General features: G+C 71.1%; 22 protein-coding genes and 1 tRNA gene. 9 read left to right on the forward strand and 14 right to left on the reverse strand.

Features of this window, described 5'->3' with window-relative positions; all coding sequences use genetic code 11:
• Window positions 1–194: 194 nt before the first annotated feature.
• The 3 genes from ABD732_RS08995 to cmrA all read right to left on the reverse strand — a co-directional run bounded on the left by ABD732_RS08995 (window position 195) and on the right by cmrA (window position 1817).
• A tRNA-His gene (locus ABD732_RS08995) sits at window positions 195–267 on the reverse strand.
• A gap of 95 nt (window positions 268–362) precedes the next feature.
• Window positions 363–962 (reverse strand): oligoribonuclease, encoded by a 600-nt coding sequence (gene orn / locus ABD732_RS09000; protein ID WP_344782807.1) that lies wholly within the window; start codon window positions 960–962, stop codon window positions 363–365.
• Between the two features lie 45 nt (window positions 963–1007).
• On the reverse strand, window positions 1008–1817 hold the full coding sequence (gene cmrA / locus ABD732_RS09005; RefSeq protein WP_344782809.1) for a mycolate reductase: 810 nt from the start codon (window positions 1815–1817) through the stop codon (window positions 1008–1010).
• Window positions 1818–1924: 107 nt separating this feature from the next.
• On the opposite strand from cmrA, the gene ABD732_RS09010 reads away from it, so the two are divergent.
• Window positions 1925–4495 (forward strand): LuxR C-terminal-related transcriptional regulator, encoded by a 2571-nt coding sequence (locus ABD732_RS09010; RefSeq protein WP_344782811.1) that lies wholly within the window; start codon window positions 1925–1927, stop codon window positions 4493–4495.
• Window positions 4496–4558: 63 nt separating this feature from the next.
• A complete protein-coding gene (locus ABD732_RS09015; RefSeq protein ID WP_344782813.1) occupies window positions 4559–7120 on the forward strand; it encodes a LuxR C-terminal-related transcriptional regulator in 2562 nt (853 codons plus the stop codon).
• 272 nt (window positions 7121–7392) lie between these two features.
• Here ABD732_RS09015 and ABD732_RS09020 read toward each other — a convergent pair whose 3' ends face one another.
• A complete protein-coding gene (locus ABD732_RS09020; protein ID WP_344782815.1) occupies window positions 7393–9456 on the reverse strand; it encodes an oxidoreductase in 2064 nt (687 codons plus the stop codon).
• Window positions 9457–9514: 58 nt separating this feature from the next.
• Window positions 9515–10087: a PadR family transcriptional regulator gene (locus tag ABD732_RS09025; protein ID WP_344782817.1), complete on the reverse strand. Its 573-nt coding sequence runs from the start codon at window positions 10085–10087 to the stop codon at window positions 9515–9517.
• Between the two features lie 163 nt (window positions 10088–10250).
• Between ABD732_RS09025 and ABD732_RS09030 the strand changes: the two genes are divergently transcribed.
• Window positions 10251–11168 carry an SMP-30/gluconolactonase/LRE family protein gene (locus tag ABD732_RS09030; RefSeq protein WP_344782819.1) on the forward strand — a complete coding sequence of 306 codons (918 nt, stop codon included), beginning with the start codon at window positions 10251–10253 and terminating at the stop codon, window positions 11166–11168.
• Here the strand turns inward: ABD732_RS09030 and ABD732_RS09035 are convergent.
• From ABD732_RS09035 to ABD732_RS09055, 5 genes are all read right to left on the reverse strand, one after another.
• Window positions 11075–12850 (reverse strand): ABC transporter ATP-binding protein, encoded by a 1776-nt coding sequence (locus ABD732_RS09035; protein WP_344782821.1) that lies wholly within the window; start codon window positions 12848–12850, stop codon window positions 11075–11077. The two genes, ABD732_RS09030 and ABD732_RS09035, sit on opposite strands and share 94 nt — an antisense overlap.
• 112 nt (window positions 12851–12962) lie before the next feature.
• The gene (locus ABD732_RS09040) at window positions 12963–13094 is read right to left on the reverse strand and encodes a hypothetical protein (RefSeq protein WP_344782823.1); all 132 of its coding nucleotides are present in this window, start codon (window positions 13092–13094) and stop codon (window positions 12963–12965) included.
• 120 nt (window positions 13095–13214) lie between these two features.
• The gene (locus ABD732_RS09045; RefSeq protein ID WP_344782825.1) at window positions 13215–13622 is read right to left on the reverse strand and encodes a molybdenum cofactor biosynthesis protein MoaE; all 408 of its coding nucleotides are present in this window, start codon (window positions 13620–13622) and stop codon (window positions 13215–13217) included.
• A complete protein-coding gene (gene moaCB / locus ABD732_RS09050; protein WP_344782827.1) occupies window positions 13615–14640 on the reverse strand; it encodes a bifunctional molybdenum cofactor biosynthesis protein MoaC/MoaB in 1026 nt (341 codons plus the stop codon). The genes ABD732_RS09045 and moaCB overlap by 8 nt, the downstream gene beginning before the upstream one ends.
• Window positions 14625–15800 (reverse strand): molybdopterin molybdotransferase MoeA, encoded by a 1176-nt coding sequence (locus tag ABD732_RS09055; RefSeq protein ID WP_344782829.1) that lies wholly within the window; start codon window positions 15798–15800, stop codon window positions 14625–14627. The genes moaCB and ABD732_RS09055 overlap by 16 nt, the downstream gene beginning before the upstream one ends.
• Before the next feature lie 109 nt (window positions 15801–15909).
• Between ABD732_RS09055 and moaA the strand changes: the two genes are divergently transcribed.
• The 6 genes from moaA (at window position 15910) to ABD732_RS09085 (ending at window position 21414) form a co-directional block, all read left to right on the forward strand.
• Entirely contained in the window at window positions 15910–16917 is a 1008-nt protein-coding gene (moaA, locus tag ABD732_RS09060; RefSeq protein ID WP_344782831.1) for a GTP 3',8-cyclase MoaA, read from the forward strand.
• Window positions 16910–17158, forward strand: coding sequence for a MoaD/ThiS family protein (locus ABD732_RS09065; RefSeq protein ID WP_344782833.1), 249 nt, complete (start codon window positions 16910–16912; stop codon window positions 17156–17158). The genes moaA and ABD732_RS09065 overlap by 8 nt, the downstream gene beginning before the upstream one ends.
• A gap of 51 nt (window positions 17159–17209) precedes the next feature.
• On the forward strand, window positions 17210–17950 hold the full coding sequence (gene modA / locus ABD732_RS09070; protein ID WP_344782835.1) for a molybdate ABC transporter substrate-binding protein: 741 nt from the start codon (window positions 17210–17212) through the stop codon (window positions 17948–17950).
• A complete protein-coding gene (modB, locus tag ABD732_RS09075) occupies window positions 17947–18747 on the forward strand; it encodes a molybdate ABC transporter permease subunit (RefSeq protein ID WP_344782838.1) in 801 nt (266 codons plus the stop codon). The genes modA and modB overlap by 4 nt, the downstream gene beginning before the upstream one ends.
• A 157-nt stretch (window positions 18748–18904) precedes the next feature.
• Window positions 18905–20278 carry an MFS transporter gene (locus tag ABD732_RS09080; protein WP_344782840.1) on the forward strand — a complete coding sequence of 458 codons (1374 nt, stop codon included), beginning with the start codon at window positions 18905–18907 and terminating at the stop codon, window positions 20276–20278.
• Complete coding sequence (locus tag ABD732_RS09085; protein ID WP_344782842.1) at window positions 20275–21414, forward strand: uroporphyrinogen-III synthase; 1140 nt, start codon at window positions 20275–20277, stop codon at window positions 21412–21414. Before ABD732_RS09080 ends, ABD732_RS09085 begins: the two co-directional genes overlap by 4 nt.
• Here ABD732_RS09085 and ABD732_RS09090 read toward each other — a convergent pair.
• The 4 genes from ABD732_RS09090 to ABD732_RS09105 form a co-directional block, all read right to left on the reverse strand.
• Complete coding sequence (locus ABD732_RS09090; RefSeq protein WP_344782844.1) at window positions 21396–22109, reverse strand: sirohydrochlorin chelatase; 714 nt, start codon at window positions 22107–22109, stop codon at window positions 21396–21398. The genes ABD732_RS09085 and ABD732_RS09090 overlap by 19 nt on opposite strands.
• Window positions 22106–22525 (reverse strand): nitrite reductase small subunit NirD, encoded by a 420-nt coding sequence (gene nirD / locus ABD732_RS09095; RefSeq protein WP_344782846.1) that lies wholly within the window; start codon window positions 22523–22525, stop codon window positions 22106–22108. The genes ABD732_RS09090 and nirD overlap by 4 nt, the downstream gene beginning before the upstream one ends.
• A gap of 11 nt (window positions 22526–22536) precedes the next feature.
• Window positions 22537–25071 carry a nitrite reductase large subunit NirB gene (gene nirB, locus ABD732_RS09100; RefSeq protein ID WP_344782849.1) on the reverse strand — a complete coding sequence of 845 codons (2535 nt, stop codon included), beginning with the start codon at window positions 25069–25071 and terminating at the stop codon, window positions 22537–22539.
• A 133-nt stretch (window positions 25072–25204) separates the two neighbouring features.
• Window positions 25205–26926 carry an NTP transferase domain-containing protein gene (locus ABD732_RS09105; RefSeq protein ID WP_344782851.1) on the reverse strand — a complete coding sequence of 574 codons (1722 nt, stop codon included), beginning with the start codon at window positions 26924–26926 and terminating at the stop codon, window positions 25205–25207.
• Window positions 26927–26966: the final 40 nt, after the last annotated feature.

Here is a 26966-nt window from a genome sequence, read left to right on the forward strand (position 1 = left end):
GCGGCCCCATCAGCGCGCCCCGTCAGAACGAAATCGAAACAGCCCGAATCTCCCTTTGTTGCCGCCAGAGGGACGATGTCCGGAGCGGCCGGTCCGGTGTCGAGGGCCGTCGACACCGGTGCCGGACCACAAGACGGCAGAAACGAGATAGTGCCTGGCCTGCATTCGCAGGCCAGGCACTATCTCTTCTTCGGGGTGACTGACGGGACTCGAACCCGCGACAGCCAGGATCACAACCTGGTGCTCTACCAACTGAACTACAGTCACCATCGACGCTGATCGGCGTTACCGCTTCTCAGGGTCAGGACAACACTCTATCCGTTCGGTGGGGTGAAACTCCAATCGGATTACCGCAGTGTCGTTTACGCAGGTCCGAGGTTCTCGACGAGCGTTTGCAGCTCCTCGGCGTCGGGGCCGGGAGCGTCGACGAAGGCGGCCTCGCGGTAGTAGCGGAGCTCGCGGATCGATTCGCGGATGTCGGCCAGGGCGCGGTGGGCCAGGCCCTTCTCCGGCTGTCCGAAGTAGATGGCCGGGAACCACCGGCGGCACAGTTCCTTGATCGAGCTGACGTCGATCATCCGGTAGTGCAGGAAGTTGTTCAGCTCCGGCATGTCCCGGGCGATGAACGCGCGGTCGGTCGCGATCGAGTTGCCTGCCAGGGGCACCGAGCCGGAAGTGGAGATGTGCTCGCGCAGATACTTCAGGACCATCTGTTCGGCCTCGGCGACGCTCACCGTGGACGCACGGACCTCCTCGGTGAGTCCCGAGGCGGCGTGCATCTTGACCACGACGCGGGGCATCGCCGCCAGCGCCGCATCGTCGGCATGGATCACCACGTCGACGCCGTCGCCGAGGACGTTGAGGTCGCTGTCGGTGACGAGCGCGGCGATCTCGATGAGTTTGTCGGAGCCGGTGTCCAGGCCGGTCATCTCGCAGTCGATCCAGACGAGTTTGTCTTCCACGACATCCGACTCTAGCCCTGCGGGTCTGCGGCGGGACCGGCCGGTTTACTCGCCCTCGCCCAGCTTGGCGTAGAAGGTGCCGACGATCGGCGCCACGATCGCGCGCGGGCTGTAGCCGCCGGCCACCGACATCGCCTTGGACAGTGCACCGGGCACCACGCGCATCTTGTTGCGCGACAGTGCATCCAGGCTCATCTCGGCGACGCGCTGGGAGGAGTGCCAGAGGAAGTCGGGGACCATCTTGTCGACGATGGAGGCCTCGTCCTCGGTGGGCGTCTGGGTGCGCACCGGTCCCGGGGCCAGCAGCGTCACGTGCACGCCGGTGCCCGCGAGCTCGCCGCGCAGCGACTCGCTGAAGGTGTTCACGAAGGCCTTGGTCGCGGCGTAGGTCGCATTGTTGGGGATCGGCATGTTGCCGGCCGCCGACCCGACCATGAGGATTCCGCCGGCGCCACGCTCCACCATCTGGGGTAGCACGGCCAGGGTGAGGTCGTGCACGGCGTTGACGTTCAGCAGCACCTGCGCCCGCTCGTAGCCCGGGTCCAGGTCGGCCAGCGGCCCGAAGGTCGCGATGCCGGCGTTGTTGCAGAGCACGGAGATCTCCCGGGCCGCGAGCTCCTCGCACAGCCGCCCGGTGGCCTCGGCGTCGGACAGATCGGTGGCGCGCACCTCCACCTCGACGCCGCACCTCCGCCGCAGTTCGGCCGCCAGCTCCTCCAGGATCTCGCCGCGCCGGGCCACCAGGATAAGCGAATGCCCGCGGTCGGCGAGCACGCAGGCCAGGGCCATGCCGATGCCGGAGGAGGCGCCGGTGACCACGGCGCGGGCGGACGGGTTCGGTGCGGGAAGAGCCATGGACGTCATCGTAGAGCGACGCTGGAAGACGTCGCTCGATCGGATGGATGTCCAGCGGCCTGCGGGAAGGCAGTTCACGGTCCGGTGACCTGGCAGATAATCCGTGTATGCCCACGATCGAGACCGGCTACCAGGCGGAACAGGCACTGCTTCGCGCGCGCCTGGACGGTGACGCGCAAGAACGCGGGTGCGTGGTAGTGGGACCGGCCGGATCAGGGAAGACCACGATTCTGGAGGCCCTGCGGAATCGGTACGCAGGCCCGGTGCTCACCGTGAGTGGTGTCCGGCGCACACCGGACCTCGTGTTCGGGCACCTTCCGGCATGCCGAGAGACGACCGCTCCGGAGGGGGACCGGCCGGCGGCGTGGCTGCGATGGGCGGTCGCCGATGCGTGTCGTGAGCGCTCGGGGACGGCGCTGTTCGTCGACGACGCACACTTGCTCGACGACGATGCGGCGGCGATCGTGCATTCGCTCGTCGTGCACGACAACGTGCCCGCATTTCTGGCCTGCGTACTCGATGCCGACCGGTCGCCGGCCCCGGCGGTGCGGTCGCTGTGGAAGGACAGGCACTTGCCGCGCGTGGATCTCCCGGCGATCGGTGCGCGGGAGGTGCGCGACTATCTGACTCGGGTGATCGGTCATCCGGTCACCACTCGCGATGTCGCTGCCTTCACCCGATGGTCCCGCGGCGCTCCCGCGACGCTGGTCGATCTGACCGCCTCGTCGCTCGAGGCCGATCAATGGGAGGTGGTCGGCGGGGTCGCGGTGCTCATGCAACGTCCGAGCCCGTCGGTGGAGGAGCGGGAACGGCTGGCCGAGGCCGTCGAGGGGTTGTCCGAGGGTGCGTTAGCGGTGGTGGAGTGCTTCGGCGCGGCGACCCCGGTGATCGGTACGCGGATGCTCGACTGGCTGCCACTGGGCCCGATGATCGACCTCGCCGGCTGGGATGCGCTGCTGGAAGCGGAGCGGTGCGGCGTGATCGAGGCCGACACCACAAGGGTGCGTCTCACAGTCCCGTTCCTCGCCGATGCGGCGGCCCGACGCACTCCGGCATTGCGGCGGGCCGAGTTGGCCGGTCGGTTGGCGACGGCGATCAAGGTCGGCTCCGGCACGCGAACCGGGGCTTCTCTCGAGGATGAGGCGTTGGCGCTGACCGGACTCCTCGCGCTGACCACTCCGCAGGGGGCCTCGGCCGGCGTCCGGCTCGCAGCGGCCAGGAGCGCCCACCGGCTCGGTGATCCGGAGGCGGTGCGTGCCCTTGCAGCGCCACGCGCCGACATCCACTCGGCCGACGATCCGGAGCTGGCGGTGCTGTACGCGTGGGCGCTGATCCACCTGAACCACCTCGAGTCTCTCCGTGTGCTGACCGTCCGGTGGGCCGACGAGCCGCTGCCCGCCTGGCGTGGGTTGGTCGACTTCCTCACCGAGTTCGGGCGGAGGCGGAAGCTCGGCGGCCGTGCCTTCCTGGACCTGCACGATTCGGACGAGGGTGGGCTGATCGGGGGTGTGGCCGAGCGCATGAGCCGCGATCGCATGAGCGGAGCCTGGTTCTGCTTCCTCCTCGCCGAGACCGCGATGCTCGTCGGCCGCTACACCGAGGCGCGGGGCCTCCTCGACGCGGTGGGGTCGGCGGCCGACGACGACGGCCTGCTCATGTTCCACCTGGCGTACGTGGACGTGCGCCTGCAGACCGCCGTGAGCGGTGCGGACCGTGCCTGCGCGGACACGGAGCGGATTCGGCAGGCGAGCGGGTGGCGGAGTGATCAGGTGTGCGCGGCCGCCGACTTCGTCTGCGGAGTAGCGCATGCGAACGCGGGTAGATTCGACGATGCCCTTGCGGAACTGCGGGACAGCGCGCCGTTCCTGGTCGCGACCAGGCTGGAGGATTCGTCGGCCAGGTTGATGGGCCGGATCACCCTGATGTCGACGGGGACGGGCTGGCGCGCGGGGGCGGCGCCGATCGAGGTCCCCGTGGACCCGTACGCGCTGCTGACCGTGAGTGAACTGACTCTGGACCGGGCCTGGTCGCTGGCGGCCGATGGAGACGCTGCCGGTTCCGTCGACTGTCTGCTGGACTTCGCCGAGGCGATCACGGGTGCTGCGCCGACACTGGCAGTGGACCACTTCGAGCTGGCGGCGCGTTTCCTGGTGCCGGGCGAGACGGAGGTGACGCGCCGGCTGACCGCGGGGGTGGGGACGGTGGCCGAGACGGTGGAGCCCGCTCGCCGGATCGATGCGCTCTCCGGATACGCGGGTGCGGTGCGGACGGCGGACGGGGCCGGCCTGGAAGCGGTCGCCGAGCGATACCGCAGCCTCGGCTTGGTGCCTGTGGCAGCCGACGCCTTCGCGCAGGCCGCCGATGCTCGGCGAGCGGCCGGCGCCACGCCCGCCGCTGTGACCGACCACCTCGCCGCCAAGCGGCTGGCCGAAGCGGTCGGCGGCCTGGCGTCGCCGGCGCAGCGGCTGGTGGCCGCACCGCTGCTCACCCGGCGCGAGGCGGAGATCGTCGCCCTGGTCGCTCAGACCCGAAGCAACGCGCAGATCGCCGAGCAATTGCAGTTGTCGGTGCGCACGATCGAGGGGCACCTGCTGCGAGCATCCGGCAAGCTCGGTGTGCGCGACCGCAAGGCGCTGGCGGAGATCTGGCGGGAACAGCTGTCCGCGTCGTGCGCGTGACCGAACTGCAGTACAAGCCGGCAAACCCGGGCGCAGGCGGCCGATCGGGCTGATAATCCGGATGTGGCGACATGGGCGTATCGGCGCACCGCCGAGTTCTCGGCGGTGGCTTCTGCATGGGCGTCCGGTCGCCCGGTCCTCGTCACCGGGCCCGCCGGGATCGGCAAGACCACCCTCGCGCGACAGTTCGCGGCTTCGCTCGGTCGCCGACCTTTCTGGATCATCGGCACCCCCGCCATGGCGCACACACCGCTCGCTGCGGTCACCGCAGCGGTTCCAGTCGCCGCGTCCGACGGCGCGCCGGTGATCGTCGATCGGCTGCGCGAGCGACTGCTGTCCGACGGCGCCATCGTCGTCGTGGAGGCGGCCGAGCATCTCGACGGCGCGTCAGCGGCGATCGTCGGACGGTTGTTCGTTTCGGTCGCCGGTGCGGGGATCGTCACGGCCAGCGGGGAACTCGATCCGTCGCTGCGGGCCGCGCTGGAGACCGCGGGGGCACACGAAGTGCAGGTGACAGCACTTGACCTGGCATCGACGACGGCATTCGTCGAGGAACGACTCGGCGGCCCCGTGGAGATCTCTGATGCGGTGCGTATCCATCGCGTTTGCGAAGGCAACCCGTTCAACGTGATCGAGTACGTCGACGGTGCAATGCAGGCCGGGGACCTGGCTCCGGCGAGCGACGGCACATGGCGGCTGCGCCCGGCCCCGGCGGTGAGCGATGACCTGCGCCGAGCGGGGGCCGAACGGCTGTTCACGGCGACGGCCGACCAGAGGCGGCTGCTGGGGCTGCTGAGTCTGTGCAACCCGCTGCCGCGGAGCGTCGTCGATCGGCTCGGGCTGGCCGGGGGCGTCGGCGCCGCCGAGGGGGAGCTGATCCTGCCGTTCGCGGACACCGTCGTGCCCGGTCACGCTCTCTTCACAGAGATCCACCGGGCGGAGATGGGTGCTCTGGAACGGCGGCGGCTGGTAGGCGAACTGGTCGACGTACTCGGCGAGGTGTCCGACGGCGCGGTGGAGAGGTTGCACCGGGCCCGGTTGTGCCTGGAATACGAGTTGCCGCTCGACGCGTCCGCGTTCGCGGAGAGTTCGGCGGCGGCCTTCTTACTCGGCGATCTTCAGCTGGCCGCAGGTCTCGCTGAACGCGCAGTGGACGGTGGGGCGGGGCCGTCGGCGCTGATGCAGCTGTCCCGTGCCGAATCGGGGATAGGGCATGCCCGGAAGGCGAAAGAGCTTCTGGGTGAGGTGGATCCGGATTCCCTGGATGAGGAGGAGCTGGCGGGTTACGCAGTCACACGGGCGATCAATCACACCCTCGGTGACGGTGACCAAGCCGCCGCGCTGGCGGTCCTCGACAAGTTCGAGCCCCGCATCCAGGCGCTGGGCTTGCGGTCGGCGTTCGCTGCGCTGCGCGCCCTGGCACACGTCAACGTCGGGAACCAGTATCAGGCGCTCTTGTGGTCGCGTCGGGCGCGGGGGATCGCCGAAAGTGCGCCGCTGTGGATGGTGGTCGGAAAGTACGTCGAAGCCGAAGCGCTGCGCCGCTGCGGTGAGACCGGTCGTCCCATCGCCTACTCGCGCGACGCCCTGGAGTCGACCGGTACGGGAGTCTCGCTGGCGGGTACCGGTGCCCGCCGCACCCTGGTACAGGCGCTGCTGGCCGACGGTGACCTTTCCGGCGCGCAGGACCGGGTCGACGAGTTGCTGGAGGCTACCCTGCTGCACCATGTTCCGCAGGCCATCGCGTGCAGCACGGCGGCGCAGGTCGCCGCCGCCCAGGGGCGGTTCACGAGCGCGCGCCGATTCTGCGAGAACGCGCTCCGGGCGCTGGGGGACGACGACCGGACCGGCTTGGGGCGGGGCACCGCAGCGCAGCTCGCGGCGATCTGTGCGATCAGCTGTGACGTGGACGGCGCCCGCCGGGCGCACGCGGTCACCGCACGGATGACGCGTACTGCGGACGGTTGGACGGGGACCAATCCGCGGCTTGCCGAGGCCTTCCTATGGCTCGCCGAGGGGGAACTCACCCGACCGGCGGCACGGTTCCGCGAAGTGGCCGCGGTGTGCCTTGCCGCCGAGCAACGACACGACGCACTGGTGGTGCTGCACTGGGCGGTCCGTCTCGGCGATGTGGCGGCGGCACGGGAACTGCTTGCGCTCGCGGCCACATGCGAGGGGCGATTGACTGGGCTGCAGCGCGAGCATGCCGCGGCTCTGCTGGCGTCGTCTCCGCCACGGCTGGTCGCCACCGCGATGGAGTTCGAGCGCCTCGGGTTCGTGCCGTCGGCGGTGGACACGCTGGCGCGGGGCATAACGCTTCATCGCCGCGCGGGAGAAGCTCGGCGGGCGACGATGCTTCTGGAGCGTTTCGCGGATCTGCGCGAGCGATGTGAAGGCATGATGACTGCACCGGTTCGCGAGGTGCTGGGCGGTGCGGTGCTGACAACCCGCGAGGCCGAGATCCTCGGCATGACCGCAGCGGGCGTCACCACCGGTGACATCGCCGATCGGCTGGCGGTCGGTCAGCAGACGGTGCGGAGCGTTCTCGCGCGCGCACGCCGCAAGGTCGAAGTCAGTCGTCACCCGAAGGTCCACCCGAAGCCGGGATCACCACGATCCGGATGAGATCACCCTGCGCGACGGCGAGATACAACGTGCCGTCAGGTGAGGACGAGATCGAGCGAAGATCGCCGGCTACTTGATCTCGGGTGCGCAACTACTCACGTCGTGGTGGCCCGACCCCCACTCGGTTCGACCCTCGACGGAGAGAGGCTCCTGTGCGCGAGGAAGGGGAGATTCTCCCCCTATGGCTGTGAGAACGCCGGTGTCGGGCGAGGACTCCGCGCGATCGGCGGGAACGGCAGCGCGGCGTGACCGAGCAGCGAGGGCCGACTCGGTCACGGCAGGCCGGCGGCCACCTCGGTGCCCTGGCGGATGGCCCGCTTGGCGTCGAGTTCCGACGCGAGATCCGCGCCGCCGATCACGTGCGTGGTGACGCCCGCCTCGGTGAGCGGGTCGACGAGATCGCGGACCGACTCCTGGCCGGCGCACACGACCACGTTGTCCACCTCGAGGACCCGCTTGCCGGTCTCGTTGCCTTCCTTGTCGTGCACGGTGATGTGCAGACCCTCGTCGTCGATCTTGTCGTAGGTGGCGCCGGAGATCTGTTCGACGCCCTTCATCTTGACCGTGGCGCGGTGCACCCAGCCGGTGGTCTTGCCGAGGGTCTTGCCCTGGCTGCCGGCCTTGCGCTGCACCATGTAGACCTGCCGGGTCGCCGGCAGCGGACGCGGCTTGGTGACGAAGCCCGGGGTGTCGAGGTCTTCGGTGACGCCCCACTCCTGTTCCCACTCCTTGAGGTTCAGGGTGGGGGACTCGTCGACGGTGAGGAACTCGGTGACGTCGAAGCCGATGCCGCCGGCGCCGATCACCGCCACGCGCTTGCCCACCTCGCGGTGGCCCAGCACGGCGTCCGCGTACGACATCACCATCGGATGATCGATGCCCTCGATCGACGGGATTCGGGGGGTCACGCCGGTCGCGATGATCACCTGGTCGAACCCGTCGTCGATGATCTCCTGCGGGCTCACCCGAGTGCCGAGGTGGACCGTGACGTTGTTGACCTCGAGCTGACGGGTGTAATAGCGGATGGTTTCGTTGAACTCCTCCTTGCCCGGGATCCGGGCGGCGATGGAGAACTGTCCGCCGATGGTGTCGCCGGCCTCGTACAGGTCGACGCGGTGCCCGCGCTGGGCGGCCGAGACCGCCGCCGACAGCCCGGCCGGTCCGGCGCCGATCACGGCGATCCGGCTCGCGTGGCGGGTCTGCCCGAGCGTCAGCACGGTCTCCCGGCCGGCGCGCGGGTTCAGCAGGCACGACACCTTCTTGCCGACGAAGGCATGGTCCAGGCAGGCCTGGTTGCAGCCGATGCACGTGTTGATCTCGTCGGAGCGACCCTCCTCGGCCTTGTTCACGAAATCCGGGTCGGCCAGCAGAGGGCGCGCCATCGAGACGGCGTCGACCTTGCCGCGCTCCAGGATCTCCTCGGCGAACTCGGGGGTGTTGATGCGATTCGACGCGATCAGCGGGATGTCGACCACGTCGCGCAGCCGCTCGGTGAACTTCACGAAGGCGCCGCGCGGCACCGAGGTGACGATGGTGGGCACCTGGGCTTCGTGCCAGCCGATGTCGGTGTTGATGGCGTCGACGCCGAGTTCCTCGACGCGCTGGGCCAGCAGGGCGATCTCGTCGAAGGTCTGGCCGCCCTTGACGAAGTCGGCGACGGACTGGCGCAGGATCACCGGGTAGTCGCGCGGCACCTGCTTGCGGACCTCCTTGACGATCTCGAGCAGGAAGCGCTGCCGGTTGTCGGTGGACCCGCCCCACTTGTCGGTGCGGTCGTTGGTGCGCGGACAGAGGAACTGGTTGATCAGGTAGCCCTCGCCGCCCATCAACTCGATCGCGTCGTACCCGGCCCGCCGGGCCAGCTTGGCGGCCTCGCCGAAGGTCCGGATCACGTGCCGGATCATCTGGTCGTTCATCTTCATGTGCTTGAACGGGTGGATCGGCGACGGCTCACTGCCGGCCGCGACCTTGAGTGGGGTGTACCCGTAGCGGCCGGCGTGGATGATCTGCAGCGCGATCTTGCCGTCCTCGGCGTGCACGGCCTTGGTGAACTCGCGATGGCGCAACACGTCGGCGTGATTGGTCATCTTGCCGGCGAACGGCAGGAGCAGGCCGGTGCGGGTGGGGGAGAAGCCGCCGGTGATGATCAGGCCCACACCGCCGCGCGCCCGCTCGGCGTAGTACGCGGCCAGCTTGGGCGTGTCCCAGATGCGGTCTTCCAGACCGGTGTGCATGGACCCCATCACGACGCGGTTCTTGAGCGTCATGCCGCCGATCTGCAGCGGCTCGAAGAGCAAGGGGTAGTGGGCGTTGGGGGCGCTGGTCGGGGCTGACATGGCGACCTTTCTTCTCGGAGGTTCCGGGGCTGTCGGAGGTGCGGGGGCTGTCGGGCGGTCAGGAGGCGGGAGTGCCGCGCTGATTCTCGGTGTCGAGTTCGCGCTGCAGACCCGCGAGAGTCTCGTCGCACCACCCGACGGTGGCTTCGAAGGCGCGGACCCCGCCGCGCAGCACCAGGTACTGGTGCAGCTTGCGGCCGCTGAGCGCATCCGGCTCCGGGTAGTAGTCGCGTTCGAAACCGCGGTAGAGGTCGAGCATGGCGTGCGCCTCGTCCCGGTGAGCCTTGAGCTCGCCGATCACCGCGGCCAGGTCGCCGAACTCTGCGGCCCGCAGTTTGACGCCGAGGTCGCTGCGCATCGGCATCACCGGGGTCGGGCTGCTGACCCAGTCGGCCAGCAACTGCCGCCCGGCCTCGGAGATGGTGTAGACCTTCTTGTCCGGGCGGCCGTCCTGGGAGACGTCGTGGTAGGTGACCAGCCCGTCGGCGTCGAGCTTCTTGAGCGTCCGGTAGATCTGCTGGTGCGTCGCCGACCAGAAGTAGCCGATCGACCGCTGGAACTGCCGGCCGATCTCGTACCCGGTGCCGGGGCGCTCGGCGAGCGACACCAGGATCGCGTGCTCCAATGCCATGCCACGACGCTACCCGTGCAACAAGGTTCTATGCAACATAGTTCTTATGCAACTCGATGCACCGGCTGATTCGGCGGGCGACGGTATGCTGGGGGTCACCGGAACGAGCCAATAGGACTTATGGCACACGCGCCCGGCTCCCGATCCTGATAAGAAAGGGCCTGTGAACACTTTTCGACGTATCGCGCTGCCCGGCAACGGACCCGAGGACGTCGTGTGTCTGCCCGACGGACGGGTGCTCACCGGCCTGGACGACGGGCGTCTGGTCGCGGTCACGCCGGACACCGATGCGGTCGAGGTGCTCGCCGACACCGCAGGTCATCTCCTGGGCCTGGAGGTGCTGCCCGACGGCGCCATACTGATCTGCGACCACGACCGCGGTGTCCTGCGGCTCGACAACGGCAGCGGGCGCCCCGAAGTGCTGGTGGACACCGTCGACGACCGGCCGCTGCATTTCGCGAGCAACGTGGTCGGCGCGGCCGACGGCACCGTCTACTTCACCGCGTCGTCCCAGCGGTTCACCATCGACCACTGGCGTTCGGACATCATCGAGCACTCCGGGAGCGGCCGCCTGATCCGGCGGAGCCCCGACGGCGCGGTCGACGTGCTGCTCGACGATCTGCAGTTCGCCAACGGCCTGGTGCTGGCCCCCGACGAGTCCTTCGTCCTGGTCGCTGAGACCGGCGCCTCCCGGATCACCCGCTACTGGCTGACCGGCGAGGACGAGGGCGCCACCGAAGTGGTGCTCGACGATCTGCCCGGCTACCCGGACAACATGTCGATCGGCAGCGACGGACTGGTCTGGTGCGCACTGGCCTCGCCGCGAAACCCGTTGCTGGAAGGCATCTTCAAGCTCCCGGCGCGGGCACGCAAGGTGCTGGCCAAAGTGCCCGAGGGCCTCGGCCCCGCCCCCGAGGACGTGGTCTGGGTGATCGCCTTCGACTTCGACGGCAACCGGGTCCACGACATCCGGCCCAAGGGCGTCGACTACACCTTCGTCACGAGCGTCGCCGAGCGCGACGGCGTGCTGTACTTCGGCACCATCGTCGACAACGCACTCGGGGTGTACTCGCTCGACTGACCGTCCTCGCAGCGGTGCCGCCCGGCCGGCGCGACCAGCCGACCCTCGCGCAGGGTGAGGACCCGATCGGCGATCCGGGTCAGCCGTGGATCGTGGGTGATCAGCAGCGTGGTCCGGCCCGCGGTGAGCCTTCGCAGCGGTGCCACGATCCCGTCGACGGTCTCGTCGTCGAGGGCGGCGGACGGCTCGTCGAGCACCAGCACCGGGGTGTCCCGCAGAATGGCCCGCGCGATGCACAGCCGCTGCCGCTGGCCTCCGGACAGCTCCACTCCGCCGTCGGCGAGCACGGTGTCGTAGCCGTCGGGCATGTGCTCGACGAACTCGTCGGCACCGGCGTCCCGCGCCGCGGCCCGGATCTGGTCGTGGCTCGCGTCCGGACGTCCGTAGGCGATGTTCTCGGCGACGGTACCGGCCTTGATGGTGGGCGTCTGCGGCAGCAGCGTGACGTGCTCGCGCACGGTGGCGCCGCTGAGGATCTCGAAGTCGTTGCCGTCCAGCAGGATCCGGCCGGAGTCCGGTGCCTCGAGTTTGGTGAGCAGGGCGGCGAGCGTGGATTTGCCGACACCGCTGGGGCCGACCAGCGCCACGATCGAGCCCGGTTCCAGCGTCAGGTCGATGCCGTTGAGAACGGTGCGCGGTCCCCGGCCGAAGGTGACCTCCCGCAGTTCCATTCGGCCGGCGGCGGCGGTCAGCGCCGTGGCGTCCTCCGGCTCGGGCAGATGGACGGGTTCGTCGAGGAGTTCGGCGATCCGATCGGCGCTCACCGCGGTGGACACCACCGACAGGCGGATCTCGGCGAGCTCCTGCAACTTGGGATAGAGCATGGCGAGATAGCCGGTGAGGGCGAGCAGCTGACCGATGGTCAGATCACCCCGCCGCACCTGCCAGACACCGGTCACCGTGACGATCAGAGTCATCACCACTTCGGCGAACCCGACCACCGCGCCGAATCCCGCCTCCAGCCGGGTCTCGCCGAGGCGGGCGCGCGCCCAGCGCCGGCCGTGGCGGGCCAGGCGATCGGCCTCCCGGGATTCCTGGTTATCGGCGACGGCGGTCTCGTGCCCGGACAGCGCGGTGTTCACGGCTTCGGCGATGTCGCTGTTGGCCTCGCGCTCGTCGCGAGTGACGCGGGCCTGGTGACCGCTGAACAGTGTCGAGACGGCCCAGAGCACGGGGACCGCAGCCAGCGCCACCCCGGCCACGACGGCGTTCATCAGGAAGGCGGCGCACAGCAGGCCCGCGATGGAGACACCCGCGACGGCGAGGCTGAGCAGGCCCGACGCGATGAGATGCTCGACGGCTTCCAGATCTGACGAATGCCGGACCACCAGGTCGCCGAGGCCGCGGCGACGATGAGTCAGCGGCGAGAGACGCTGGACGTGAGCGAAGACGCGGGTGCGCAGCCGGAGCACGATGCGTTCGGAGGCGGCGGTGGCCAGGACGGCGCCGGCGTAGTCCGCGCCTGCCGAGGCGGCCGTGATACCCAGCCAGAGCAGTGCAACCCGGGCGAAATGCCAGACGCCGTTGGCGTGCAGCGCGGAGTCGACCAGGTCGGAGAGGACGAAGACGCCGATCGCGTCGGAGGCGGCCGCGAGGATCAGCAGTGCGGCGGCACCGGCGAGGCGGCGACGTTCGGCGAGCAGTTCGTGGCGGAAGCGTTTCATCGCGGCGACGGGCGACATGAGAGTCCTTCAGGGGGAGAGCCTTCGCGGCCGGGGACACACGCCATCGCCGTGTGCGCCGATCGGCGCACACGGCGATGGTGTGGGGAGGGCGGTCAGGGGAGAACGGGGCTCAGCGCCACTGCCAGATCCAGCGGCGGGTGCGGCTGTTCCAGACGCGCTGACGGCGGCGGCGCCGCGGCTGCTGCTGCGGCTGGCGGCTACCGGGCCGGTTGTTCCGCTGCGTGGTGGCTCCGTTGATCATGTCGTCTCCTTTTGACGTGACAGTGTTTCGACTGCCGGCCGCGGATCCCTCCGTGACCGACAAAGACGAAACTAGGAGCGCAGACTGTGCCGGAACTGGCTGCGAACTGCTGACCGCCTGTCAGGTGCGGCAGGCGCCGACCCAGGCGGTGTCGCCGTCGGTGTAGGTCTCGTGCTTCCAGATCGGCACCTGGGACTTGATCTCGTCGATCACGCGCGCGCAGACCTCGAAGGCCTCTCCCCGGTGCGGGGCGGCGACGGCGACGACCACCGCGGCGTCGCCGATCGCCAAGTCGCCGACCCGGTGCTGGGCCGCCACCCGCACCTCTTCGGTGCGATGGCGGTCGAGGACCTCCTGCAGGAACCTGTCCGCAGCCGGATGCGCCTCGTAGCGCAGCGAGGCCACGGCGCGGCCGTCGTGATGGTCGCGCACCACCCCGGTGAAGGTGACCAGGGCGCCGTCGGCGTCGGTGAGCACCCGCTGTTCGCACACCCGCGGGTCCAGCGGCCGGTCGAGGATGTCACTCATGATGGCCGGCTCCTTCGGTCAGTTCGAGCAGATGGGTCACCAGTGGGCCGAGCACCTCGAGGCCGTCCTTCACACCGCCCGGTGATCCCGGAAGGTTCACCACGAAGGTGCCCCCGGCCAGGCCGGCCCGCCCCCGGCTGAGCGCCGCCAGCGGGGTCGCGGCGCGGCCGCGGTCGCGGATGGCCTCGGCGATGCCGGGCAGCTCGGTGGTGAGCACCGCCGCGGTGGCTTCGGGCACCCGGTCGTCGGCGGTGGGGCCGGTGCCGCCGGTGGTGATGAGCACGGCGGGCGCCGTCGCCAGGACCGCGTGCAGCGCATCGGCGAAGTCGTTGTCGGCGACCACGGTGACCGCGTCCACCTCGAAGTCGTGATCGGCGAGCCAGCGGGCGATCACCGGTCCGGTGCGGTCCTCACGCTCACCGGCGGCGCCGCGGGTGGAGGAGACGACGACCGCTGCCCGGTTGCTCCGGTGCAGAGGAGCGCGGTCGGCGCCGGCCTCCGGCGCGGTGCCGGCTGGAGCGGTGTCGCGGGTCCAGTGACCGTGGCGTCCACCGGTCTTCTCCTGCAGGGCCACCTCGGTCATCTGTGCCGCCGGATCGAGCGCCTTGACCATGTCGTGCAGGGTCAGTCCGGCGACGGTCACCGCGGTCAGTGCCTCCATCTCGACCCCGGTCTTGCCTGTGGTCGCGGCCGTGGCGGTGACGATGATCCGGTCGTCGTCGAGAGTGAAGTCGACGGCCACCTTCGACAGTGGCAGCGGATGGCACAGCGGAATCAGGTCCGCCGTGCGTTTGGCGCCCTGGATGCCGGCGATCCGCGCGGTCGCCAGCACGTCGCCTTTGGCGACGCCGCCGCCGCGGACGGCCTCGATCACCGCGCGGCTGGTCTGAAAGACCCCGCGCGCGGTGGCAACGCGTTTGGTGACGGCCTTGTCGGAGACGTCGACCATGGCCGCGGTGCCGTCGGCGCGCAGATGGGTCAGCCCGTCTGGGCGCCCCGGCGTCATGTCATCGGCCATGTGGTCACCTCGGCTCCCGCCGGGAGGTGCGTCACCTCGGCCTCGATCTCGATCAGCAGGTCGGCGGCGGCGGCGGTCACCGCGAGGTGGCTGCCCGGACCGCCGATGGGGGACACCGTGCCGTCCGGGTTCGCGACGCCGCGCAGGAACTGGGTCTTGCCAGGCACGGAGGTCACCTCGCGGGCCAGCCGGGCCCGCGACGACGGCACCGGTGGCCGCCCGCTGATCGCGCGCAGCGCATCGCGCAGCAGCACCTCGAACGAGACGACGATGCTCACCGGGTTTCCGGGGAAGCAGCAGACCGGGGTCTCCCGCCAGGTCGCCAGCCCCTGGGGGCCGCCGGGCTGCATGGCGATCGGGCCGAACCAGCCGTGGTCGCCGAGGCTCTGGCGCACCGGTTCGCGTTCGCCCATCGAGATGCCGCCGGAGGTGAGCACCAGGTCTGCGTCCTGGCATGCGGCGGTCAGGATGGTTTCGAAGTCGCCGTCGTCGCGCGCGGAGGCCACGAAGTTGACTTGCGCGCCGTGCTTGGACGAGAGCGACTGCAGAACAAGGGAATTGGACTCGAAGACTTGCCCCGCTTCAGGCTTGCGGCCCGGGCGGATCAGTTCGCTGCCGGTGGAGATCACCGCCACCCGCGGGCGGCGGTGCACCTCGACGGTCGGCACGCCGCTGGCGGCGAGAGCGCCCAGGTGACGCGGCGCGAGCCGGGTCTGCGCATCCACCACCAGCTCGCCGGCGCGCACGTCGTCGCCGGCGGGGCGGACGAAAGCTCCGCTCTCGACGGGCCCGTCGAACCGGACCCGGTCGTCGGTCTCGGAAGTGGACTCCACGGGCACCACGGCGTCGGCGCCCGGTGGCATCGGGGCGCCGGTCATGATGGCCATCGCCGCCCCCGGCGGCAACTCACGACGTTCGTTGTCGCCTGCGTAGATTCGGCCGAACACGGGCAGCGAGGCTCCGGCGGTGACGTCGGCGGCCCGGACGGCGAAACCGTCCATCGCCGAGTTGTCGAACAGCGGCAGCGAGTAGGGGGCGTGCACCGGCCGTGCGGTGACGTGGTCGAGTGCGGCGGACACCGGAATGGTCTCGGTGCGGGCGACTCCGGCGAGGTGGGCGGCCACCCTGCGGCGGTGGTCGGCGATGGGTCTGCGGGTCACAAGCCCACCCTAAGGTATGCGCGGAAGGCGAACAGCCGGTCTGACGGCGGGCGCCGAAAGGTCGACGACCGATTGAACGGAGCGAATCGCTGCTAACGTCGGAGAGGTGATGGGGGTGCAGACGCAGACGCAGGCGGTTCTCGTGGACGGCCTGGGCAGGCGTGCCCGCGACCTGCGGATCTCCCTGACCCAGGCGTGCAATCTGCGCTGCCGCTACTGCATGCCCGCCGAAGGTCTGCCGATCATGCCGCGCGAGGAGTTGCTGTCGGCCGGCGAGGTGGTGCGGCTGGTCGACGTCGCCGTCGACGATCTCGGCATCGACGAGGTGCGGCTGACCGGGGGTGAACCGCTGATCCGCCGGGACCTGGAAGACATCATCGCGCAGGTCCGCGCCCGCCACCCGGAGCTGCCGATCGCCCTGACCACCAATGCGCTGGGCCTGGCCCGCCGGGCGGACGGCCTCGCCGCCGCCGGCCTGAGCCGGATCAACATCTCGCTCGACACCGTCGACCGTGACCTGTTCGCCTCCATCACCCGCCGCGACCGGCTGCCCGACGTGATCGCCGGGATCGACGCCGCCGTCGCCGCCGGGCTGGCCCCGGTCAAGGTCAATGCGGTGGCGCTGCGGGAGAACCTCTCGCGCGCACCGCAATTGCTGCGCTGGTGCCTTGACCGCGGACTGTCGTTGCGGTTCATCGAATCCATGCCCCTGGACGCGGACGAGACCTGGACGCGCGACGGCTACGTGACGGCCGCGGAGGTCCTCGACGTCCTCGGCGGACACTTCGACCTGACGCCCCTGGCCCGCGAGGACAGCGGGGCGCCCGCCGAACGATGGCGCGTCGACGGCGGTCCCGGCACCGTCGGGGTGATCGCGTCCATGACGCGGTCGTTCTGCGGGGCGTGCGATCGCACACGGATCACGGCCGAGGGGCGTGTGCGCCCGTGTCTGTTCTCCGACGACGAGATCGACCTGCGGGCCATCCTCCGCTCCGGTGGCGACGACGCGGCCCTGGCGGCGGCCTGGCGCGAGGTGACCTGGCGCAAGTCGCCCGGGCATCTGCCGGCCGACGTTCTGACCCACCCCCGCCGTTCGATGGGAGCAATCGGTGGCTGAGACCATCACCGTCACGTATTTCGCCGCGTTGGTCGACCGGGCCGGATGCCGGACCGAAGAGTTCGAGGTCGCCGAGCCGACCGTCGGCGCCCTGCGCGCGGCCGTGGCCGGTCGGCACGGTGCCCGGGTCGCCGAACTGGCCGACCACAGCTCGGTGCTCAGCGGCGACCGGTTGCTCCGCGAGGACGCCGAGGTGATCGGCGCCGAAGTGGATCTGCTGCCGCCGTTCGCTGGCGGTTGACCCGCCCATGCGTCATCTTTGACGGGTACACCTTCGAGTCAGGAGTGGAAGATGAAGCGGCGCAGACTGTTCGGACCGGTCCTCGTGATCGCCGCGATCGTGGGACTGAGCGTTTCGATGACCGCGTGCGGCAGTGACGACGGCCAGAGTATCCGGGTGATGGCCGCGGCCTCCCTGGTGGACGTGATGGATCCGCTGTCCGACGCCTACGGCCAGCAGCACGACGGCGCGAGCGTGGAGGTGGACGCCGCCGCCTCCTCGGCACTGGTGCAGCGGCTCAAGTCCGGGGCCAAGGCCGATGTGCTGATCACCGCGGACACCGCGACGATGGACCAGGCGGTCGCCGACGGACTGGCCGCCGATCCGGTGGTGGTGGCCACCAACAAGCTCGTGATCGCGGTGCCGAAGGGCAACCCCGCCGGCGTGACCGGACTGGACTTCTTCACCACCGCCGGCAACCGCTCGGTGATCTGCGCCAGTGAGGTCCCCTGCGGCCGCGCGGCGGAGAAGGCGATCGACGCCACCGGCGGCACCCCGCAGCCGATCAGCCGCGCCGTGGACGTGCGGGCCGCGCTCGGGTCGGTGACCAGTGGTGAAGCCGACGCCGCGCTGGTCTACCAGACCGATGCCGCCTCGGCCGGCGACCAGGTGGACATCATCGAGATCCCGAACGCCCCGGTCAACGAGTACCCGGCCGCCGCCCTCACCGACGACGGCAAGGACTTCGTGAACCTGCTCACCTCGCAGGAAGGCAAGCAGATTCTGCAGGACGCCGGCTTCGGCACTCCGTGACCGACTCCCGGCCGGCCACCCGGCTCCCGGTCGCCGTCTCCGGCGTCGGGGTGCTGGGCCTGGCGGTGCTGATCGCCCCGCTGATCGCATTGGCCTGGGCGGCGCCCTGGAGCCGGATCTGGGAGCTGCTCACCGCCAAGCCGGCGATGCAGGCCCTGGGTCTGTCGCTGGGGGCGGCGACGCTGGCGACCCTGTGCGCGATCGTCCTCGGCGTTCCGCTGGCGGCGGTGCTCGCCTCGGGCGCCATCCGCCCCACCCGCCTGGTGCGGCTGCTGGTGGTGGTGCCCATGGTGATGCCGCCGGTGGTGATCGGCACCGCGCTGCTGACCCTCCTGGGCCGCCGCGGGCTGGTGGGCCAGTACCTGGACGCCTGGTTCGACTGGACCCCCACCTACACCTTCTCCGCGGTGGTGATCGCCCAGCTGGTGGTCGCCATGCCGTTCCTCGTCGTGAGTGTGGAGGCGGCCCTGCGCGCCCGCAACATCGACGCCGAAGAAGCCGCCTACACGCTCGGCGCCGGCCGATTCACCACCTTCCGGCTGGTCACCGTTCCCGAGATCCGCGCCGGAATCGGCGCCGGCGCCATCATGTGCTTCGCCCGCGCACTTGGCGAGTTCGGCGCCACCGTCACCTTCGCCGGCAACGTCCAAGGCGTCACGCAGACCATGCCGCTGGCGATCTACCTGTCGCTGCAGCGTGACGACCAGTCCGCGATCGCCATGGCCATCGGCCTGGTCATCCTCAGCGTGCTGATCCTGATCGGCATGCGCGGCCGCTGGCTGCCGGCCCTGTCCTGAGTCCGCGCTGGAGCGAGTCGGGGTCTCACAGCCGCACCCGAGCGCGCGAGAGAACCTGATTACCCAGTGGAGACCCGAGCGGCAAGGATGGGGAAACATTCGGTCCGTACGTTCGCCTGGTCGGCACTCGTCGGCGCAGGAACGCGAGGAGGAATCCGTGCAGAGCAAGCGATCTCACACGATCACCGACTGGGACCCCGAGGACGTAGAGGCCTGGGAGAACGGCGGCGCCCGGGTGGCCCGCCGCAACTTGATCTGGTCGGTTGCCGCCGAGCACGTCGGCTTCTCCGTGTGGTCGCTGTGGTCGGTGATGGTGCTGTTCATGCCCACCGAGGTCTACGGGATCTCGCTGGGTGACAAGTTCCTGATCGGCGCCGTCGCGACGCTGACCGGCTCCCTGCTGCGTTTCCCGTACACCATGGCCACCACCCGCTTCGGCGGTCGCAACTGGACCGTCTTCTCCGCGGTGGTGCTGTTGATCCCGGTGGTCGCGACCATCGCGTTGCTGGCCAACCCGGGGCAGCCGCTGTGGATGTATCTCGTCTGCGCGGCGCTGACCGGTCTGGGCGGTGGCAACTTCGCCTCCTCGATGACCAACATCAACGCCTTCTACCCGCAGCGACTCAAGGGCTGGGCGCTGGGTCTCAACGCCGGCGGCGGCAACCTCGGCGTGCCTGCCGTGCAGCTGCTGGGCCTGCTGGTGATCGCCTGGGCCGGTGACCGCCAGCCCTACTGGGTGTGCGCCTTCTACCTGGTCGCCCTCGTCGCCGCCGGCATCGGTGCCGCGATGTTCATGGACAACCTCCAGGGCCCGGGCGTGGACATGGCCGCCATGCGCGCCGCGCTCGGCAACCGGCACACCTGGACCATCTCCCTGCTGTACATCGGCACCTTCGGCTCGTTCATCGGCTTCTCCTTCGCCTTCGGGCAGATGCTCGCCCTGAGCTTCCGGGAACAGGGGCAGTCGGTGGGTGAGGCCTCCCTGCATGCGGCGCAGATCGCCTTCATCGGTCCGCTGCTCGGCTCGATCAGCCGCGTCTACGGCGGCAAACTCGCCGACCGCTTCGGTGGCAGCGCCGTCACGCTCGTGGTCTTCGTCGGCATGATCGGCGGCGCGGCGGTCCTCATCGCCGGCGGCACCTCGATCGCCGCCTGCGCCATCGGTTTCGTGCTGCTGTTCGTCCTGTCCGGGATGGGCAACGGCTCGGTGTACAAGATCATTCCGTCGGTGTTCGACGCGGCCGCGCGTTCGCTGCCACTCGACGAGGCCGGCCGCGCGGCGTACTCGCGGTCCATGTCCGGCGCGGTGATCGGTATCGCGGGTGCCGTCGGCGGTCTCGGCGGCGTCGGCATCAACCTGGTGCTGCGCCAGTCCTATGCGAGCACCGGGGCAGCGACCTGGGCGTTCGTCATCTTCGGGGCCTTCTACGCGGTGGCCGCGGTGATCACCTGGCGCGTCTACCTCGCCGTGCCGCGCAGCCGCGCCGCGTCGGGCGAGTCCGTCGCGGAGTCTGCGACACTTGGTTCATGACGAACCGCAACGGTGCCCCGGCCGCCGAGGGTGAACTGACCGGGTTCACCGTGGCCGTCACCGCCGCCCGCCGCGCCGAGGAGTTCACCACACTCCTGGCGCGGCGGGGCGCGCGTGTGCGCAGCGCAGCGGCCATCGCCATGGTCCCGTTGCACGACGACGTCACCCTGCGCCGGGTCACCGAAGAACTGATCGCCCAGCCGCCGGAGGTGCTCATCGCCACCACCGGAATCGGGTTCCGGGGATGGATCGAGGCCGCCGACGGTTGGGGGCTGGCCGAGGATCTGCTGAGCGCGCTCGGCGGTGCGCGGGTGATCTCCCGCGGCCCCAAGCCCACCGGTGCGCTGCGCGCGGCCGGCCTGCGCGAAGAGTGGTCGCCGGCGTCGGAGTCGTCGGTCGAAGTCCTCGAATGGCTCACCGCCGGTGACGATCTGGCGGGCCGCCGCGTGGCCGTGCAGTTGCACGGCGCCACCGACGAGTGGGACCCCAATCCCGGCTTCCTGTCCGGCCTGACCGGTCTCGGCGCAGACGTCGTGGGCGTCCCGGTCTATCGCTGGAAGAGTCCGGACGACCTGGAGGCCCTGGACGGACTGATCGTCGACATCGCCACCGGGGGAGTCGACGCGGTCACCTTCACGTCGGCGCCCGCCGTGGCCTCGATACTCAACCGGGCCGACGAGCTGGGGCTGAGCGCGTCGCTGCGGCAGGCGCTCCTCGACCGCGCGGTGGTCTACTGCGTGGGGCCGGTCACCGCGGGTCCGCTGGAGGCGATCGGGGTGGCCTCCGTGGCGCCCGACCGGATGCGACTGGGGGCGCTGGCCCGGCTGGTGGCCGACGACCTTCCGCAGCGGCGGCCGGAGCTGGAGGTCGCCGGGCATCGGCTCGGGGTGCGGGCGGCCGCGGCCGTGGTCGACGGCGTCGAGCGGGAAGTCTCCGCGACCGGGCTGGCGCTGCTGAAAGCGCTCGCCGCGCGGCCCGGGCAGGTGCGTTCGCGCGAGGAGTTGCTCACTCTGCTGCCCGCCGGCGGCGACGACGCGCACGCCGTGGAGGTCGCGATCGGCCGGTTGCGCAGCGCGCTGGGGGTGCGCGAGCTGATCGGGACTGTGGTGAAACGCGGTTACCGGCTGGCGGTCTGAAGCGGCGCGCCCGCGTGCACGGACTGTGCGCGGGCGCACGCCAGTCCGACCACCGCGGGATGCAGGCCCAGCGGCCGCCCCACGGCGTCGGCGCCGGACTGCTCCAGCCGCTGCTGAAAGAGGCCGTCCGCCAATAGATACGAGGCCACCGCCACACGGCGGGCCCCGCTGCGCCGCGCCTGCGCGACGGCGTCGGCCACCGACGGCCGGGTGATCGCGCCCTTGGGCGGCGCGGCGAAGGCCAGGTGCACCGGCCCGCCGCGGCGCTGCGCCAACTGCGCAGCCACCTGCTCCAGGTCGATCAGCGCTCGCGGGTCGGCCGAACCGGCGGCGGCGAGCACCAGCGCATCGGCGGAGCGGGCACCGGCTTGCGACAGCCGGTCGTCGAGCACCTGCGCCAGCACCGGGGACGGCCCCAGGGGGGTACTCACCGACAGCCCTGGGCGGTCGGCCACCGCCAGCCGTTCGGGGAGATCGTGGCAGACGTGGTGACCGCGGGCCAGGAAGGCCGGCACCACGCGCACCGGCCCGTCGGGCAGGGCGGCCAGCGCCTCCTCCGGGCTGGGGCCCAGGACGTCGACGAAGGCCACCCGCACCGGCGCGGACATCCGCTGCGACATCGCGCGGGCCAGATCGCCGATCATCGCGACCCCGCGCGGATTGCGCGTGCCGTGCGCCACCAGCAGCGTGTTCATCGGACCGGGTCGGCCGGGTCGGCGGGAGCGGGCAGGTAACCGAACCGGACCTGCGGGGAGTTGGCCACGAAGACCGTGCCGTCCAGGCCGATCCGGGTGCCGTACACCGGGACCGAGACGCCCTCGGCGTCCAGGCAGCGGCCGTCGATCAGGCTGAACGCCTGCTTCTTCAGCGGTGACTGCACCACCGGGAAACCGGCGCGGTCGCCGACGATGCCGCGCGAGAGCACCGCGGCGCGGCCGATCGGGTCGATGTTGCCGATGGCCTTGAGCCGGTCGTCGGCGAGCCGGAACAGCGCCACCTGAGCGCCGTCGGGCAACAGCACCGCGACGCCGCGCAGGCGTTCCAGCCGGTCGACGTGGCAGGCCGGGGTCCAGTCGCGGGTCCAGCGGTGGAGATCGAAAGCGAGAGACATGGCAGGGCTCCTCAGACGGTGCGCGCGGCGGCGGGGACGGTGGGCTGGCCCAGCAGGACCGGGACCTTGCGGCCGTTGTTCTCGCCGAAGGCGACGGTCGGGTCGGGCGACTCGGGGGCGTTGACGAAGGAGACGAAGCGGGAGAGCTTCTCCGGGTCGTCCAGGACGCCCTTCCACTCGCACGAGTAGCCGTCCACGTGCCGGGCCATGGCGGACTCGAAGTCCTCGGCCAGGCCGAGGGCGTCGTCGACGATCACCTCGCGCAGGCGGTCCAGGCCGCCGTCGAGTTCCTCGAGCCACGGTGCGGTGCGCTGCAGCCGGTCGGCGGTGCGGATGTAGTACATCAGGAAGCGGTCGATGTATCGGACCAGCGTCTGCGTGTCCAGGTCGCCGGCCAGCAGTTGGGCGTGGCGCGGGGTCATGCCGCCGTTGCCGCAGACGTACAGGTTCCAGCCCTTCTCGGTGGCGATCACCCCGACGTCCTTGCCGCGCGCCTCGGCGCACTCGCGGGCACAGCCGGAGACGCCCATCTTGAGCTTGTGCGGCGACCGCAGCCCGCGGTAGCGCAACTCCAGGTCGATCGCGAGCTGCACCGAATCCTGCTGGCCGTAGCGGCACCAGTCCGAGCCGACGCAGCTCTTCACGGTGCGCAGCGACTTTCCGTAGGCTTGCCCGGATTCCATGCCGCCGTCGACCAGCCGACGCCAGATCTGCGGCAACTGCTCGACGGTCGCACCGAACATGTCGATGCGCTGGCCGCCGGTGATCTTGGTGTACAGCCCGAAGTCGCGGGCGATCTCGCCGATCAGGATGAGGTGGTCGGGGGTGATGTCGCCGCCGGGCACGCGGGGGACCACCGAGTAGGTGCCGTTGCGCTGGATGTTGGCCAGGAAGGCGTCGTTGGTGTCCTGCAGGGTGGCCTGTTCGCCGCCCAGGATGTGCTCGGAGCTGGTGGAGGCCAGGATGGAGGCCACCGTCGGCTTGCAGAGGTCGCATCCGGTGCCGGTGCCGAACCGGGCGATGAGTCCGGAGAAGGTGCGGATGCCGCTGGCCTGCACCAGTTCGAAGAGTTCGGCGCGGGACTGGGCGAAGTGCTCGCACAGCGACTTGGACACCTCCACGCCCTCGGCGTCGAGGAGCTGGGAAAGCAGCGGTACGCACGAGCCGCAGGACGTGCCCGCCCCGGTGCAGCCCTTCAACTCGGCCACGGTGCACGAGCCGTCGGCGATCGCCGAGCACAGCGTCGCCTTGGTGACGTCGTTGCACGAGCAGATCTGGGCGTCGTCGGGGAGGGCGCCCACACCGAGCGCGCTGCCGCCGCCTTCGGCGGCCGGCGAGATCAGGCCGACCGGGTCCCCGGGCAGCGTGGAGCCGACCAGCGGCCGCAGCATCCCGTACGACGACGCATCGCCGACCAGCACACCGCCCAGCAGGGTGGAGGCGTCGTCGGAGAGCACCAGCTTGGCGTAGGTGCCGCCGATCGGGTCGCTCACCACCACCGGCAGCGAGCCCGGCGTGGTGCCGTGGGCGTCGCCGAAACTGGCCACCTCCACGCCGAGGAGCTTCAGCTTGGTCGACAGGTCGGCGCCGGGGAAGGTGGCGTCGCCGTCGACGAGTTGGTCGGCGACCACCTCGGCGGTGGCGTAGCCGGGGCCCACCAGGCCGTAGCAGCGGCCCTCGACCGCGGCGACCTCACCGATCGCGTACACGGCGGGATCGCTGGTGGCGCAACGCAGGTCGGTCAGCACGCCGCCGCGATCGGCCAGCGCCAGACCGGCCTCGCGGCCGAGCTCGTCGCGCGGCCGCACGCCGGCGGCGAAGACCAGCAGCCCGGCGTCCACGACGTCGCCGCCGGCCAGCGTGACCCGGACGCCGCCGTCCTCGCCGGGCTCGATGTTGTCGGTGCCCGAGGACAGGCTGATGTCGATGCCGCGCTCGCGGATCATCCGGGCCAGGTGCTCGCCGCCGCCGGAGTCCACCTGGTGCGGCATCAGCCTCGGATTCACCTCGACCACGTGCGGGCGGAGCCCCAACTGCTGCAGCGCATTCGCCGCCTCCAGGCCCAGCAGGCCGCCGCCGACCACCACGCCGACGGCCTTCGGGTCGCGGGCCAGTGCGGCCTCCGCGTCGGCGCGGATCGCGTCGAGATCGTCCAGGGTGCGGTAGACGTGGCAGCCCGGGGTGTCCCGGCCGGGCACCGGCGGCACGAAGGCGGAGGAGCCGGTGGCCAGGACCAGGGCGTCGTAGCCGATCCATTCGCCGCCCGCGGTGCGCACCCGGCGTCCGGACAGGTCGAGCTCGTCCACGCCGGTGCCGGTGCGCAGCGTCACCGCCGGGTCGTCGGGGAAGCTGTTGCCGGGCAGGGCGAGGCTGCTGCGGTCCCACGCCCCGACGTAACTGGACAGGCCCACGCGGTCGTAGGCGGCGTCGGCTTCTTCGCCCAGCACCACGATCTGCCAGCGACCCTCCTGGTCCCGGGTGCGCAAGGCTTCGACGAAGCGGTGGCCGACCATGCCGTGGCCGATGACGACGACGGTTCTGCTCATGGGTGACGTCCTTCCTGGTGCGTGATGTCCTCACGGTAGGAAGGCGGTGTTGCGCGGAGATTGCCCGCGATGTGGCCGGGCGGTCACATCGATCGCACAGCCGGATCCGGTGGGCTGTGAGGGCGGTGTGCGCTCAGATCAGGCGCTCGACGGCGGCAGTCACCTCGGCGGGCGGCAGCAGCGCCAGCCCGCGATGCCCGATCGCCGAAAGCAGATGTCCGGTGCCCCGCCCGGCGGTGACCGTCCAGCGGCCGGCGCCGTCCGGCTCCACCGGCAGCACCCGCCACCGTGCGGCCAGGCGAACTTCCTCCGCGTCGATGACGTCGAGGAACTCCGGCGCCCGGGGAGCACGGTCCAGGAGTCCGTCGAGGATCGCCGGCGCCAGGAGTGCGGTCCCGGCGACCGCCGCCAGTGGATTCCCGCCGAGTCCGAGAAGCACTGCGCCGCTGGGCATTCGGGCGACAATCACCGATCCGCCCGGGCGCAGGGCGATGCCGTCGACCAGAATCTGCGCGCCCTCGGCGGTCAGCGCGGTGCGCAGGTGATCGGCGACCCCGTGGCCGGTGGCACCGATCACCACGATCAGGTCGGCGTCCGGTGTCGTGAGCGCGGCCCGGAAGACCTCCGGCCGATCGGACAGATGGCCGCCGCCGGTCACCTCCGCACCGGCGCGGCGCAGCAGGTCGGCGACCGGCCCCGACGCGGTGTCGGGAACGGTGCCGTAGGGCAGCGGCGCGTCGGCGGGAGTATCGGCGGCGATCTCGTCACCGGAGGTGTGCAGCCGCGCGCGGACGGGGCCCCGGGCGGTGATCTCGGCCACGCGGGCGGCCCGGGCCGCCGAGCGGACCGCGGCGTCGACGCCCAGCCCGGCCGGGGCCAGGACGGCGCCGGCCGGCCAGGCGCTGCCGCTGCGCCGGGTGTCGTCGCGGCCGCTCGAGGTCTCGGTGAGCCGGTCACCGTGCAGTTCGGTCTCCTCGTGCCGGATCACCCGCTGCGCGCCGGCGGGCAGGGCGGCGCCGGTGGCGATGGGGGCGGCTTGGCCCGGGTCCAGCGCGCGGGAATCGGTGTGCCCGGCGGCGCGGGGTGCGTCGAGCAGCGTCCACGGGCCCGGTCCGGCGACGGCGTAGCCGTCCATCGCCGAGGCGTCGAACGGCGGAAAGGCGGCCGCGGCGGTCAGCGGCTCAGCGAGTACCGCGCCGGCGGCGGCGTCGACGGGCAGCACCACCGGACTCAGCGGTCGTAGGACCGAGCGCAGCAGGCCGCGGACCGCGGGCGGGCCGGCGGCGCGGCGGCGGGCGTGGTCGAGGTCGTCGGGGGTGTCCACGTCGGCGGTACCGGGCAGGGCGAGGAAGCGCGCGTCCGCCGGAAGCAGACTGCGGACCGAAGCGTCAGGGGCGGCGGCCGTGGCGGCTGCCAGTGCGGACGCAGACCACGCCCCGAGGAGGTACTGCGCCCGCCCGTCGCCGTCGGCCGCGAACACGGCGGGCGCCCCGGTCTCGCGCAGTTCGCGACACAGCCGCTCGACCTGGGCCGCGGTGAGGTCGGGGAGATCGCTGGCCAGCACCACCACGGGGACGTCGGTGCCGTCGTCACGGCCGAGCGCGGCCAGCCCGGCGGCGATCGCGGCGACCGGGCCCGCGTGCGGCGGCTCCTCCCGTGCGGACAGCACCGGGGACGGCAGCCCGCGGTCGGGGCCCACCACCACGGTTCGGCCGGCGGCGGCCACGGCGTCGAGGGCGATGTCGATCAGCCGGCGTCCGCCCACTCGTTCGGCGGGCTTGTCGGCGCCGGCCAGACGGCGGGCGCGGCCACCGGCCAGGATGATGGCGTCGAAGCGCGGTTGCGGCACGGTCACCGCCCGACCATACGACGCCACGGTGGATCCGTGGCCGAAG

The sequence above is a fragment of the Gordonia caeni genome (assembly GCF_039537105.1).
Classification (GTDB): domain Bacteria; phylum Actinomycetota; class Actinomycetes; order Mycobacteriales; family Mycobacteriaceae; genus Gordonia; species Gordonia caeni.

Coding starts and splice junctions, on each gene's coding strand:
- nirB (WP_344782849.1), bottom strand. CDS start 25,071: ATGAGCAGAACCGTCGTCGTCATCGGCCACGGCATGGTCGGCCACCGC.
- ABD732_RS09040 (WP_344782823.1), bottom strand. CDS start 13,094: ATGATCAACGGAGCCACCACGCAGCGGAACAACCGGCCCGGTAGCCGC.
- ABD732_RS09090 (WP_344782844.1), bottom strand. CDS start 22,109: ATGAACACGCTGCTGGTGGCGCACGGCACGCGCAATCCGCGCGGGGTC.
- nirD (WP_344782846.1), bottom strand. CDS start 22,525: ATGTCTCTCGCTTTCGATCTCCACCGCTGGACCCGCGACTGGACCCCG.
- ABD732_RS09035 (WP_344782821.1), bottom strand. CDS start 12,850: ATGTCGCCCGTCGCCGCGATGAAACGCTTCCGCCACGAACTGCTCGCC.
- ABD732_RS09025 (WP_344782817.1), bottom strand. CDS start 10,087: ATGGCATTGGAGCACGCGATCCTGGTGTCGCTCGCCGAGCGCCCCGGC.
- modA (WP_344782835.1), top strand. CDS start 17,210: ATGAAGCGGCGCAGACTGTTCGGACCGGTCCTCGTGATCGCCGCGATC.
- cmrA (WP_344782809.1), bottom strand. CDS start 1,817: ATGGCTCTTCCCGCACCGAACCCGTCCGCCCGCGCCGTGGTCACCGGC.
- ABD732_RS09020 (WP_344782815.1), bottom strand. CDS start 9,456: ATGTCAGCCCCGACCAGCGCCCCCAACGCCCACTACCCCTTGCTCTTC.
- ABD732_RS09045 (WP_344782825.1), bottom strand. CDS start 13,622: ATGAGTGACATCCTCGACCGGCCGCTGGACCCGCGGGTGTGCGAACAG.
- moaCB (WP_344782827.1), bottom strand. CDS start 14,640: ATGGCCGATGACATGACGCCGGGGCGCCCAGACGGGCTGACCCATCTG.
- moaA (WP_344782831.1), top strand. CDS start 15,910: ATGGGGGTGCAGACGCAGACGCAGGCGGTTCTCGTGGACGGCCTGGGC.
- ABD732_RS09085 (WP_344782842.1), top strand. CDS start 20,275: ATGACGAACCGCAACGGTGCCCCGGCCGCCGAGGGTGAACTGACCGGG.
- ABD732_RS09010 (WP_344782811.1), top strand. CDS start 1,925: ATGCCCACGATCGAGACCGGCTACCAGGCGGAACAGGCACTGCTTCGC.